11 protein-coding genes are annotated in these 13,846 nt (G+C 36.8%); 1 reads left to right on the top strand and 10 read right to left on the bottom strand.

The annotated features are described in order from the left end of the window. Positions 1-10: 10 nt before the first annotated feature. Positions 11-1,096 carry a hypothetical protein gene (locus P4L16_06155; GenBank protein MDR3624705.1) on the top strand — a complete coding sequence of 362 codons (1,086 nt, stop codon included), beginning with the start codon at positions 11-13 and terminating at the stop codon, positions 1,094-1,096. Positions 1,097-1,263: 167 nt separating this feature from the next. On the opposite strand, the gene P4L16_06150 is transcribed toward P4L16_06155, so the two are convergent. The 10 genes from P4L16_06150 to P4L16_06105 all read right to left on the bottom strand — a co-directional run bounded on the left by P4L16_06150 (position 1,264) and on the right by P4L16_06105 (position 13,636). Further along, positions 1,264-2,346, bottom strand: a complete 1,083-nt coding sequence (locus P4L16_06150; protein ID MDR3624704.1) for a Glu/Leu/Phe/Val dehydrogenase dimerization domain-containing protein — start codon at positions 2,344-2,346, stop codon at positions 1,264-1,266. 70 nt (positions 2,347-2,416) lie between these two features. After that, on the bottom strand, positions 2,417-3,070 hold the full coding sequence (locus P4L16_06145) for an inorganic pyrophosphatase (GenBank protein MDR3624703.1): 654 nt from the start codon (positions 3,068-3,070) through the stop codon (positions 2,417-2,419). 54 nt (positions 3,071-3,124) lie between these two features. Continuing rightward, on the bottom strand, positions 3,125-4,387 hold the full coding sequence (fabF, locus tag P4L16_06140) for a beta-ketoacyl-ACP synthase II (GenBank protein ID MDR3624702.1): 1,263 nt from the start codon (positions 4,385-4,387) through the stop codon (positions 3,125-3,127). Between the two features lie 12 nt (positions 4,388-4,399). Then, positions 4,400-4,771 (bottom strand): ribosome silencing factor, encoded by a 372-nt coding sequence (gene rsfS, locus P4L16_06135; protein ID MDR3624701.1) that lies wholly within the window; start codon positions 4,769-4,771, stop codon positions 4,400-4,402. Beyond that, positions 4,761-5,369 carry a nicotinate (nicotinamide) nucleotide adenylyltransferase gene (gene nadD, locus P4L16_06130; protein MDR3624700.1) on the bottom strand — a complete coding sequence of 203 codons (609 nt, stop codon included), beginning with the start codon at positions 5,367-5,369 and terminating at the stop codon, positions 4,761-4,763. The genes rsfS and nadD overlap by 11 nt, the downstream gene beginning before the upstream one ends. After that, complete coding sequence (locus P4L16_06125) at positions 5,366-7,471, bottom strand: glutamine synthetase III (GenBank protein ID MDR3624699.1); 2,106 nt, start codon at positions 7,469-7,471, stop codon at positions 5,366-5,368. Before P4L16_06125 ends, nadD begins: the two co-directional genes overlap by 4 nt. Continuing rightward, positions 7,458-8,150, bottom strand: a complete 693-nt coding sequence (locus P4L16_06120; GenBank protein MDR3624698.1) for an HAD-IB family hydrolase — start codon at positions 8,148-8,150, stop codon at positions 7,458-7,460. The genes P4L16_06125 and P4L16_06120 overlap by 14 nt, the downstream gene beginning before the upstream one ends. 135 nt (positions 8,151-8,285) lie before the next feature. Beyond that, positions 8,286-10,013: a hypothetical protein gene (locus P4L16_06115; protein MDR3624697.1), complete on the bottom strand. Its 1,728-nt coding sequence runs from the start codon at positions 10,011-10,013 to the stop codon at positions 8,286-8,288. Between the two features lie 132 nt (positions 10,014-10,145). Next, positions 10,146-10,502, bottom strand: a complete 357-nt coding sequence (locus P4L16_06110; protein ID MDR3624696.1) for a hypothetical protein — start codon at positions 10,500-10,502, stop codon at positions 10,146-10,148. Positions 10,503-10,513: 11 nt separating this feature from the next. Beyond that, entirely contained in the window at positions 10,514-13,636 is a 3,123-nt protein-coding gene (locus tag P4L16_06105) for a hypothetical protein (GenBank protein MDR3624695.1), read from the bottom strand. Between the last annotated feature and the right edge of the window lie 210 nt (positions 13,637-13,846).

Here is a 13,846-nt window from a genome sequence, read left to right as displayed (position 1 = left end):
AAATATATAAATGCATGACATTTCAAATCAAAAGATAGATTATAGCAAAGTATGTCCTCAGAACTTTCAGCCAAAGCATGTTCATAGTACAACGGATGGTCTTTGTAATAGGATTAGAGAAATTATAAAAGGCGTGTTATCCATTTTAGGAAATAGTCTATTATTTCCTATTCGTTATTTTGGTGGGAAAAATTGGTCTGTACTAGGCTTAACCTGGCGACTTATAAGTGGCCAGGTGTTGAGAAGTCAAAAGTCATGGTTTAATGCCTGTTTTGATTCTAATTATAAAGTTAAGCTTCAGTCATTGATGCAGCTAGAGGGGCGTGAATACCTTAAACATCTAGCTTGTGCATGTTATAGTTATATGGGAAAAAACGAGTGGATTGAAGGCATTTTATCGGTTGTAGATGTAAGTAATTTTTCTTGTGATTTAGAAATTAAAGATAACTTTTTATTTGATAGAAAATTAGGTCTTAAGTTGGTTCTTTTAGAGTCAGAAAATAATGAAGTTTTTATAGCATTTGGAGCTTATGATGCATGTGCTGCATTACTAGAGGATAAAAAAGCTCGAAAAGAGGCTATTAATGCACAGAGCCTGGCTATTGCAGGTAATTATGTGGGGATCACTCCAGAGATTTTTAAGAAGGCTTACCAAGTTGTTGAACAGTTAAAAGGTAAATTAGAAGGTAAGGGGAAAAAGGTTGTTTTAGTAGGCCAATCTTTTGGAGGAATTCTTGCGCAATATGTTGGGTTAAAGAGCCGTGTACAGGCAGTCTGTTTTAACTCTATACCTCTTGGTGCTGGTTTACAGTGGGATTTGGGAGAGCGTGCTCTTGAAGATACTGATCATGTTATACACATATCTGCAGAGAATGATTATGTTAGTGATAATCGTGCACTAGCGCCAGTTGACTATTTTGTAAATACGATTTTAGGATTTAAGACCCCCGGAAATTTTGGAAAGCGCTACTCTATTCCTTCGGCGTATGCAGATACGTTTAGCATACACACCCATATACCAGGAAGCATGGTGCATTTTCTAGGACATGATGTGCGCTCAAAAATCCCTGCAGTCATTAATTCTTATAGAGCCTAATTAATAACCTGTGTTTTGGGTTTAAGTCGCTCAATCTTAGGGATCTTCTGGCAACTTTTCAATCATTTTCTCTCGTTTATAGTTTTTGAATATAAACCTTGCGAAAATGATTGAAAATTCATCCAGAATCTCCTCTAATTTTGATTAATTTAAACTCAAAACTCAGGTTAATAGGCTTTAAAACAAGGAGCTTCTGTTCTTCTGCCTATGCCATGCTGAATTTTGTATTTTGCAAGCTCAATAGCAGTTTCGTTCGTTGAGAGGTTTTCTTTTTCTGACGTATTATAGATACTCAGAAGAGTATCATAAATGGCATTAGTACTTTGAAGGGATTTACGAGGATTGTAAAGCCTTTCTAGCTCGCAAGAAACATTGATAAGACCACCTGAGTTGATAATAAAGTCGGGTGCATAAAGTATTCCTCTTTGGTGTAAGAGTACACCATCTTCATGAGTTAAAAGCTGATTATTGGCAGCTCCTGCTATGGCTTCACATTGTAGAAGAGGTATGCTTTTTGCATTTAGAATGCCGCCAAGTGCGCAAGGGCAAAAAATATCGCATTTAACCTGGGTAATGGCGTCTGGTGAGACGACTTCAGCATTATAGAGGCGACCAAGAGCTTCTGCTTTTACTAAATCAATATCGCTTAGAATGAGGTTTGCTCCTTGCCAAAAGAGAAGGTCTGCAACTTTTGCTCCGACACTTCCAAGACCTTGGATGACAATTGTGCGACCTTGTAGGTTGATAGATCCCCATAATTTTTTTGCAGTAGCTTGTATTCCTATGAATACACCCCATGCAGTAAATGGACTTGGATCGCCGCTGCTTGTGCTTAATGGAAGTCCCACAACATAAGGCGTTTTTTTGCGAATTTCGAGCATATCTTCTTTTGTAGAGCCAACATCTTCTGCACAGATGTACTGTCCTCCAAGGGCGTGCACTGCTTCGCCAAATGCCATCAATAGGTCTGCATTTTTATCTTTGGAAGGGTTTGCGATAATGACGCTTTTTCCACCGCCAAATCCTGTTCCTGCAAGCGCTGATTTATAGGTCATACCCTCAGATAGGCGAAGTACATCCGTAAGAGCGTCGTTTCTATTGGCGTAAGGATAAATGCGGGTACCTCCAAGAGTTGGCCCCATGGACGTATTATGTAATGCAATGAAAGCGTGTAGGCCTGCTGGTCTATTAATTACTTCGATAACTTTTTCAAAATCAGCTAAAGGAATTTCGTTTAATTCTAGTACCATATAACAAGCCTTTTGTATTAAATTTTATAAGGTTGAAACTGATTATAAACTAATCAATATTATAAATCTATTAAGATTTTTCTTGCATTGTCTTGAAATTTTTGTAAATTTGAGGAAAACTATTTTGATAATCCCGTCTTGCAAGTTCAATCACTTCGTGAGCTTCTTCTTTTCCATAAATTTTTATAACTTCTAATGTGGATGGAGCTGTGGAGCCTGGGTGTTCTTTATAGGTTAAGAAGTAATGGTGTAGGCGGTCAATGAGATGCGTTGGACATTCGGAGATATCTTGTATATTTCCATACACAAGATCGCCTTTAAGGACAGCAATGATCTTGTCATCAGCATCTCCCTTGTCTATAGTGCGAAAACCGCCAATGGGTATTGCTTGAAGAAGGATGTCACCCCTTAATATCGGTTTTTCTGAAAGAACACAGACATCGAGAGGATCATCATCTCCAACAATGGTTGTGATGCCAGCTTTTTTTGCACAGTACTCTCCAGAAAGTTTACCGCAAAAAGTTTGAGGGATAAGACCATAGAGCGCAGGGCAGTAGTTGGAATATTTTTGAGGTCTATCCACCTTTAACAAACCACTAACTTTATCAAGTTCATATTTTACAGTGTCAGAGGGTACGATTTCAATATAACAAGAGACTACCTTAGGGGCTTCTTCTCCGATATCAATGCCATGCCAGGGGTGTGCTTTGTAAAGAGAATTCATGATGTGAGGTTGTTCTTTTTGCACGGGTTAAGTGTTCCTTATTGTTTGCGAGTTTTAAGATTTGAAAGGAGCAAGTAAAATACATGAGTTATGTCCACCAAAGCCAAAAGAGTTGGAAAGGGCAACTTCTATTTTATGAGGTTTGGCGCAGTTTGCAACAGGGTCAAGATCACCCAGGGCTGGATCTGGATTGTCTAGATTAATTGTTGGGTGTAACATGTTGGTATTGATAGCTTTAATGGTTGCGATGGCTTCTATGCTACTTGCAGATCCTAGGCAGTGACCAATCATCGATTTTGTTGCATTCATTTTAATTTTTGAAGTGTGTGATCCAAAAACTTTTTTTATTGCTGTAACTTCTGTGATATCACCTACAATGGTAGATGTTGCATGAGCATTGATATAGTTTACAGCTTCTTTTGAGATATTTGCTTTTCGAAGAGCTTGCTCGATACACAGACTTACACCTAGGCCATCTGGTCTTGGATCCGTCATGTGGTAGGCATCACACGTGGTGTTTCCTCCGAGGTATTCTGCATAAATGGTTGCGTTTCTTGCTAGTGCGTGTTCTAAGCTTTCAAGAATAAGAACGCCAGAGCCCTCTCCGATAACAAATCCATCGCGGTCCTTATCCCAAGGCCTTGAAGCTTTTGTTGGCTCATCATTTCGCTCTGATAGTGCTTTGCAGGCGACAAAGCCAGAAACACCGATGGGGCAAAGGGGGGCTTCAGAGCCGCCACAAATCATTAAATCGGCATCTCCTTGCATGATATGGTTTGCAGCAGCAATAATAGAATAGTTTGATGTTGCACAAGCTGTTGAAATAGAATAGTTTGGCCCCATAAAGCCGAGCTCAATTCCAAGGAGTGCGCCTCCCATATTTGTAATGATATAAGGAACAAAAAAAGGTGTTAGGCGTCTGCACCCCTTTTCTTCGATCGTTTTTACACCATCTGCAAATGTGCTCATTCCTCCCATTCCCGATCCAATAATTACACCGCAGCGCTCTTTATTGAGCTTGTCTAAGGACTCTTTTGCAAAGCCTGCGTGTTCTAGGGCTCTTTTTCCTGCAACAATAGCGTAGCGAATAAAGGGGTCTACCCTTCGAGCTTGTTTCTTATCGAGGTAATTTTCTGTATCAAAGTTTTTAACGCTTCCTGCAAACCGGGTAGGATATTCGGCGCAAGGGAATTCTTCTATAGGAACGATTCCACTAGTACCTGCAAGTAGCTTATCATAGAAAACGTCAACGTCCGAACCAAAACAAGAAACTAGGCCCATTCCTGTTACGACAACTCGTTTTTTGTTACTATTCATGCTCATTTCCTTTTATTTGCTTGTGTTGCCAGTTTGTATTGCTACGTCCACAATTTTTCCATCACGCCACAACTCTTCAAGACCATAGAGATCTCTTATTCCTGGCATAAATAGATGAACTATAATATTGAAATCATCAATTACAATCCAGTCCCCTGAATTTTTTCCCTCTACGTGAGTGGGGGCAGCTCCCAGATTTTTTAGCGTGTCAACTACTGAAGAGGCAATAGCTTGAACATGCCGATCAGCAGAGCCTTCTGCAATGACAAAATAATCTGTAAGAGTTGATACGTCTCTAACATCTATAACAAGAATATTAAATCCTTTTTTGTCAAAAATAGTTTGAGCTACTGAATTAAGAATAAATTGAGGATCAAGATTCATGTTCGATTGAGTATAATTGGTTTTTATAAATGTAGTCCAGCACTTTTGCTGGAACTAAGTGAGCACAATATTGAAAGTTTTTAAGTCTTTTACGAATGAAGCTTGCGCTAATTTCCATGATTGAAGAGGGAGTAATGCCTTTTTTAATGGCTCTTTGTAGGGCGGGTGTTCCAGAGAAGCTAGGCGCAGAGAGGATTCGATTGCCAATAAGAAGAGGTGCAAGCTCTATAAGCTCATCAATTTCTTTCCAAAGATGGAGTGAAGAGAGAGCGTCATTTCCAATCATTAAGAAGAATTTTTTGTTGGATCCCAAATAATGTTTATGGAAAGAGCGAACTGTATCGATGGTGTAAGATGGTCCTTCTCTTAGAATTTCGATATCAGTCACAGAAAATCCAGGAATAGTTTCAATTGCAAGAGCTACCATGTTTAAGCGATGTGTTGCACTTTCAGTAGTGTGGGATAGTTTAAAAGGAGAAGAGTAAGCAGGACAAAACCACACTTCGTCAAGATGATGGTATTCTTTTAGTTGAATAGCTAAGTTGATGTGACCAAAGTGAATAGGATCAAAAGATCCTCCATAAATACCAATATTCATATTATAAATAACATCTCTCTATATTTGGGAAGCGGCCATTTTTTATCATCAACAATTTGCTCTAGTAAATCTACTTTTTTTCGCAAGAGTTCACTGCTTGGTATAAGTTTACTGATAATGAAATTCAAATCATTTTCTTTGTTATGAAAGTAAGAGATAAGTAGATTTGCATTTTCTATGGCATCATCGATAGCAAGAAGTAGCTCCTTAAGTCTTTGGGTTTGCAAAGAAGAGGATAGACCCAAATCTTTTAATGAGAGCAAAGATTTTGCAAACATTTTTTGATAGTTTAAGCAAGCTGGAAGGATTTGTGTATTAAAAAGTTCTAACATTAGGCGCGTTTGAATATTGAGAGCATTTATATAGGTATCTTTTAAGATAGAGTATCTACTTAGAAGCTCGTTCTTGCTGAAAATATCTTTAAAAAGGAGGTGGGTTTTTTGATGATGGAAAATTTCAAAGGCTGAAAGGGCATTTTTGTGACAAGCAAGTCCTCGCCTTTTGGCCTCTTCTTGCCAGAGTAAAGAGTAATTGTCACCGGAGAAACGCACTCGTTTGGAATTTTTTAGATAAGATTGAATAATGGGTATGACATATTTTGAAAGCTCATTGTGGGCTTGTTTTTCCTGCGTCAATGAACAGGTTATTTTATCCAGAATTTCATTTAGACTCTCAGCTACGATAGCATTTAAGGTTGTAATTGCAAGTGAAGGATTTGCAGATGCACCAACGGCTCGAAATTCAAATTTATTGCCAGTAAAAGCGAAAGGAGATGTCCTATTCCTATCTGCATGGTCTTTTGAAAGCGTTGGTATTCCAGAGATGTCTATGTTGAATTGAGCTTTTTTACTGGATGTATGAGTGCCCTCTTTTTCTATATTATCAAGAAAAGCTTCCATAGCAGATCCTAGATAAACAGAGATAATAGCAGGTGGCGCTTCATGCCCTCCTAAACGAGAATCATTTCCAAGAGAGCCAATGGATGCTCTTAAAAGCTCTGCATGTTTGTCTACAGCATGAAGTACGGCTGTAACTAGAATAAGAAATGTTAAATTGTTTTCAGGAGTTTCTGTTGGATCAAGGAGATTAATTCCTGTATCGGTAGATAATGACCAATTGCAATGTTTTCCAGAGCCATTAATTTTTGCAAAAGGCTTTTCATGCAGTAAGACAGAAAGATCGTGCTTTTCTGCAACTTGGCGCATGAGCTCCATAAGAAGCAGGTTGTGATCGATTGCAAGAGATGTTTTTTCAAAAATGGGTGCTATCTCATGTTGTGCTGGAGCTACTTCATTGTGCCTTGTTCTTACTGGAATACCAAGTTCTAATGCGCGCTCTTCGAACTCTTGCATGTAGAGCATAACGCGCTCTTTGATGGCTCCAAAATAGTGATCTTGTAGTTCTTGTGCCTTTGCAGGGGATGCTCCAAATACTGTGCGTCCAAGAAGTACAAGGTCAGCGCGCAGGTCCCTTAAAGATTTATCAATGATAAAGTATTCTTGTTCGATGCCAAGAGTGGAAAATACAGAGGAGGCTTTTACGTTTATAAGATTTAGCAGGCGTAAAACTGCACAAGAGAGTTTTTTGTCGGAGCGAAGAAGAGGAATTTTACTATCTAGAGCATGTTCTGTCCAAGAATAGAAGATAGAGGGTATGGTAAGTGTTAGGCTATTGCCAAGTTTCCACAAAAATACAGGAGATGATGGAGACCATGCAGTATAACCTCTTGCCTCATGAGTATTTCTTAGCCCCCCAGATGGAAATGAAGAAGCATCAGGCTCTCCTTGGATGAGTTCTTTTCCAGAAAAATTTTCAATAATCGTATCGCTTGTTTCTAAGTTAATAAAGGCATCATGTTTTTCTGCTGACATGCCTGTTAGTGGCTGAAACCAATGTGTAAAGTGGGTTGCGCCAAAGCTAATGGCCCACTCTTTCATGGCATGTGCAATTGTATCAAGATAAGTACTATTTATGTTTTCGCTGCCATTTGCGGCACTTACTATGTTGTCATAGATATGTTTTGGAAGCATTTGTTTCATGACAGCATGGGAAAAAACATGGTTTGCAAATTGTGTAGAGGGTGTTTTTTTAATAGGGTTCATTTTCAAGAATCTCCCAGTTGTGTGTACTGCACAGTAGGCGCAGCTCTTTAGTTGGGTTAACGCCTACCCTAATTCCGGCCGTTTGTAAAAAGGGCAGGTCGTCTTCGCTATCAGAGTAGGCTGTAGTATTAGCCTGAGAAATATTTAATGTTTGCATGGTACAAGATAGCTGTTTTGCCTTCTCTTGTCCATTCATCAAAAGGGAAATAGATTGAAAGTTGCCTGTTTTATCCGTTTCATAATATGTTCCTTTCCAGTTTGTAATACTCAGTGCTTCTGCAATGGGTTTTACTAAAAATTCTGGAGAAGAAGAGAGTAGAAGGATGTAGTGACCTCGATTTTTTGCTTGGAGCAAGCGCCTCATAGCAGGCTCATAGATCATTGAAGAGATACTTTTAGTGACAAATTGCATTGCCATTTCTTCAAAAATAGTCTCCTTGCGTCCTTTAAAGAGGTGATTAAAGGCTTTAGTATGAAGGCTGTCCAAAGGGGTATGTAATATTTTATAGCTGAGGCAGATGTAGAGAGCATAAATTTGGTCGATTAGAGAAAACAAACCTTGTTTATAAAGAAAACGGCTAAATGATAAGCTGCTGTTACAGTTTAACAGAGTTTTATCTAAGTCAAATGCACTAATGTAGTTATGCTGAAACGCATTGAAAATTTGATTTTTGGCCATGTGAAAGCCCTTACTGTTCAACGATCATAAGCAACTCCATATAATTATGAAGCTGCTTATGATTGTTGAAGATTAGGGCTTTTACATCTGCCAAAAATCAAATTTTCAATGCGTTTTGGTATATACACAGCTAGCTCAAGATTTAGCTTTTTGAGAAAATGCCTTAATTTTAAGTTCTATTTCTTTAATGATGGCATCGATCTTCTCGAGTTGCACTCTCTCCTCTTGAATTGCTTCATGAAACAAAAGAGCTTTTTCAAAGCTTAGAGAAGAGCTGCCACTTGCTTTTCTATTGGCTTCAAGTTGGCTTTTTAGCTCTTTTCTTTGTTCTTTTCTCTCATTTAAGGCGGATTTTAGCTGGTCCAGGGCATGAAGATCATCTGATGAGAGCGCAAGCAAAGCTTTTTCCATCTTATCATGGATGATATCCTTTAAATGCTTCAAAGCTTTTTCTAGAAGCTGCTTTTCACTCTTTAAACAGGATAGAACGTGTATTTCTTCTAAAAGAGCATCTCTTGATGAAGTAAGGAAGGCGGCATCGTGGTGTGCTGCAGAATCGATGAGTTCTTGTACTCGACTTTTTAAGGAGATGACTTTTTGAGCTTTTTCTTCGATGAGTGCGCGCTCTTTGTTGATACGCTCTTGCTCTTGTTGCTTAAGCTCGTCTAGTATGGGCTTGCTCGCAAGGTTTATAGCCTCATGAAGAGCTTGTTTTTCCTCTCTTCCTAGTTCTAATGTGTGCATGAACTCATAAATTTCATCGCTTTTTGCATGTAAATCGGAGGCCGTTATCTCGCCATTTTGGATCTTTTCTTGGAAGAGCTGTATTTGTGCCAAAACAAGTTCTTTATTGCTTTGAAAGATGGCACGTTTTTCTACTTGCTCTTTCTTTTTTTCCTTTTCAAGAAGTTTAATTGAGTCCCAACATTTACTTAACTCATTGCGCGTAGTAGTAAAAGAGTATGTATTTAAGGTAAGTATTTTAGCAATTGCTTGTAGAGCCTTAATTTCATCTCTTATAAAGAAAAGAGGGCCCTGAATGCTATCTTCTCCAAAGTAATTGGCAACGAAGGCATGTGTATCGTGTAAGAAGAGGTCGCTAAGTTTTTTGATGAGGTCCTTTCTTTTTGGAAAGATCTTGTCCCCAAGGGATGAGAGCGCTTGAAAAAACTTATTTTTTTGACGGATGCGCATCTCCGTTTTGATCAGTTCTTTTCGTAAAGAGTTGATTTTTGATGCATAGGTATTTAGAAAATTGAGCTCTTTTTGAAGATCAACATATAGCTTGAAGTTTCTATGAAGGGATTTGGGCTTAAAGGAAAATGTAGGTTCTGCAAGCTTTGCAAGAAGTTCTGAAAAATGATCCAAATCGTTTTCCATTGCTTGAATGGCAATTTCAATCTGTTCAGCAGCAAATAACGCTTGCTCGTCTAATACCTCTTTAAGCTTTTGAAACTCTTGGCAGAGCTCCCTATATTCTTTCCAAAGCTCTGAGCGCAATTGAGGATTTAGACCCTCTTTAAAAAGGGCAGTACATTGACTGCGAGCCTCCCAAAACCCCTTGAAATAGGGAGCACCTTCCTGGGCTAGAGTTTTTTTCATGTAGGCAATACAGGCTTGAATCTTTTCTTCGGCACTCGTTAATGTACTAAGTTGCTTTAGAAAGTTTGCAACGGATAGAGGATCACCAGAGGGCTTATCCAATTCTTCTTGTTGATTTGCTGTGATTATTGGATGTTTTTCTAACGCTTGCTCATCTTCTGTATCCTGCTGAAAAGAGGATTCAAAAGAATCATGAGAAAGAGTTTGAGTGCTTAGAAATTCAGAGTCATTGTGTGTATTTTCTATTAGATCTTCGTTCATAGTCTTTACATATCGTCCAAAAAAACATTAATGTGACAGATCATACAGAAGATCGCAAACTAGATCAAGACAATATGTGCACAAATGGCTTGAAGAATGAATGAGATCTTAAAAATTATCAGCATCATAAGGCTAGGAATAAGCATTTAGTGCCGTAAAATAATCTTGAGCATCTTGATCTGAATCAAATTCTCTGATTAGGTCCTTTCTAAGCCAATTTTTTACTTTAATTTTTTTGTTTATGGATTTAGTGATTAAATAAAAAACTAGTGTTTGTTCCCCATAAGTTAGATATATATTTTCTTCTTTTTGTTGAAAAGAATCAACTTCGATAAATCTATCTTGAAAGCTAACTTTATCAAACCATCTAGCAAAAGAGCTATTTTCACTTTTAAGAAGTTGAATACCTTGTGAAAAAGTTATAAAAGAATCATCAGTGCTATCGATAACGCAATAAGCTTTATCGGAAGTAAAAATGGGGGTCATCATGGATTTACCTTTTATTCTGGGCTTTTTCTATCAAAAATTTTTAAATCTACTCGATCTGTATTTAAAATAAAATCTTCCAATGGCTTGTCGTTGATTTGTTTAATTCCATGTATTTTGAGTAAAGTTATCATGCCATCTCTCATTCGTTCGGGTACCAGAATCGATTTAAGGTATTTAGAAGATAAGCTTTTTTCGAACATAACTTCATTTCCCTGGCTAAACATATCTGTAGACTCAATTTTTTGAGCAAGTTGTGGTAATGGTATTCTGTGCATGATTAAATCTAAACCTTTTACATTTGTTAAAGTCTTAAAGCCATGAATTATAAATTTTTTCTCTTGAAAATTTGGGTTTCGCATGCCTCCACAGTCAAAGGGGTATGCATAAGGCATTCTTTCGGCGGCTTGAACATCGAATAATAGGAAAATAGCCGAAGTGGAATATGAAAACTGTCTAAGATTTAAAGTATTTAGGTGTTTTTTAGTTAAAAGTCTTGTAAAAGCTTGATTAGCAGAGCCATGATGCATATTAAAAGTAGGACAAGTTCCTAGTCCTATAATTCCTTGTTGAGATCGTTCTATAGTGGAAAGTAGGCCCATTTTTAAGATATTTATAATGATTTCGGCAGCTGTTTGCGCATTAGGTGCAATAATATTGGAAAGAAAGCCTCTTCCTCCAGCCTCCCATAGCTCTTTGGCGCATTCTGGTTGAACATATTCAAAATAACTATTTCCGACTTGTTTTAAAGATTTCTGTGTTAAATCATTGTCTATTATAGCCTTTTCTGCATCTGATAAAGATTCATAAATATCTTCTAAGGATTTATTAGGCTGTTCGACAAAAATTTTATTGGGGAATCTAAACTTTAGGGCCTTATAAAAAAACTCTTTTTCAATATCACGTGGTCTCGAAGAACACAAAATAAGAGGCATGCCTATTTGACACAAGAACTCTTGGATGAGATCGGGGCTACTGCCTACGGGAGACTTGAGAATAGCAAGATTGTAACAGTTCCAGTTATTCTGATCCGTACCAATTTCTAGAGAAAAGCCATTCTTTTCAATTATGATAGATGGAGAAGCTTCCATCAAAGTGTCAATTAAGAATACACCATCATTTTTCATTTTATGAAATTTCATGTTGGATTCTCTTATAGTCAGACCGCTAATAGAACAATATTTTAGTCTTTGGATGACTGATTCAAATTGTCCTCTTGAGTGATTTCGAAATTCAAATGAAGTTTCTATAAAACTTTGATTGTTATTATAATCCATTCTTTGTAAGCGAATTTGTCGCCTTCTAATTATGTCACTACTTGTATGTAAGAAAACAGTTGTATTAAGCATTGTTGATTTTAAGGTTTTATAAATTCTTGATTCTTTGGAAAGTAACACCATTTGAGAGCATTCAAGTAAAATTTCAGAAAGCTCTTGGTCTAGTTTATTAAAAGCGCAGTAGTTTATGATTTTTTCATAAACACAAGCTAAGTCTGTGAATTCTAATTCATCTAGCGTAGAGGTATCTAATAAAGCAGTTTGTTTTCTTATTTTATGAATTTTATCAAGAGACAAAGTTGTGTAGTCAAATTGTATGCTATCATTGTGGATTATATCACTTATTAATGGATTTGTAAAAAAAGCTATTGATCCTTGAGGTTTTTCAGATTGGTTTTTCTGAATTTGTTTCTTGTACTTTTTTATAATCTCATCTCTCAGCAAAGAATGAGGGAAGCACTCTAGTTCTTCTATGCTTTTTTGTAAACATTGTGTGGCTATAGTTCTTCCATGAAATCGTATTCGGTCTGCATATTCCATTAATTTAGAGCTGTTATAATTTACATGAAGGCATGACAAAACATAATTTAAATTAGGATAAGCATCAAAAGTGATTTTTTTAAGAATTTCTTGATAATAATTCCTAGATGGATCCGAAGCCATTTCTCTAAAACTTTTTTGGTGTGTCTCAAAGACAATTTGATTCTTTTCTTTGAGTAAAATTCTTAATTCTTCAAGAAAATCTCCATATTTTAATCCATCTTTTAACACAAAGTTCTCATCACCTTGAGATATTTGTTTTAGCTCTTTAAAAATATCTAAAAACTCTAAAGATCTTTCAAAGGCAAACATATTTTGAGAGGGCGTTGTGAGCATTATTCTTGTAAAATCAGCACTATCTGCATTTTGAACAATTCTTGCTATAAGGGATTTGGGATGCGCTTTGTTTAAAGGATCATTATCTTTTTCCGCGATAGCATTTTTAGCGTCATTTATAATTGTCTCATCATGTATGTTCAATTCTCTTAAAACATTGACAGTATTTTCTGCTGAAATATCATCGTAGACATCTGTTCCTTCACTAGATCTACCAGAGTCGTGACAAGTTGTAACAACTTCAGCAACCAAGAGGGTTTTTTCGCTCAAAAAAACCTGGGGATGATATTTTTGATAAAGATAGCCAAATACTGCAGCCCAAAGAGTAGTTCTTACAGCATGGTCACAGCCATGTCCACCTCGAGGATCATTGGGTAGAAACACACTTTGGCCGTGTTGTGTAAAAAAATACTCTTCTAATTTTTTATCAGAGATGGAGTTTACAGATTCATGGATTTGGTTGTGCGCACGACCAAAATGATTGTTAAGTATAATTTTTTGTTCTTTAGTTAAATCTAAAAGCTTAATGACATCTAGCATTCCTTTCTTACTAAGCTTGCTTTTTTGTATTTCTGTGAGATGGAGTTCTGGAATAACAGGAACAAAAACTTCCTCTTTTGGAGGTAGAGGCTTTCTATAAAATGGTACTAATATTTTTGTTTGTATTGTTTTAGAAAAATTTGATCTTCTTAAATCTCCAATTTCAACTTCGGCAGGAGAGAATTGAAATAAATTCTTTACAATACTCATAATTTTTTCATGGGTCTTGAAAAAATGAGAAGTTGGGATGTGTAGCGAAATTTTTGTAAACCGTTGTATTAGTTTAATAGCACCAACAACTAATGGAGCTATTCCCACTGTAGCAATGCTTATAAAGATGGTGGCTGTAAGAGATAAGATTTTTTGATGAGTTTGTGGCCAATTAAAAGGAGTAAAAAAATAATTGTCAAAAAAGTGTATAATCTGTTCGCTAGAAATTTTCATAATTCACCACAAATATCATGTCGCCTAATTATATATAATATTTGTTAATGGGTCAATACACAAAGCCAGCACACAGCAATTAGGAGCGGGATGTTTTACGAAAGAAAATAGGAAATTATAAGAAAATTCTTCTCATAGAAATGACATGTTAACGTAAAATGCAAAAAATTATTATGTATATTTTGTGATAGCGTTTTCAACGAGTACGTT

This window comes from Chlamydiales bacterium, assembly GCA_031292375.1.
GTDB lineage: Bacteria > Chlamydiota > Chlamydiia > Chlamydiales > VFKH01 > JARLHF01.
Note: the sequence above shows the minus strand (reverse complement) of the source record. Positions and strands in the feature narration are given on the sequence as shown.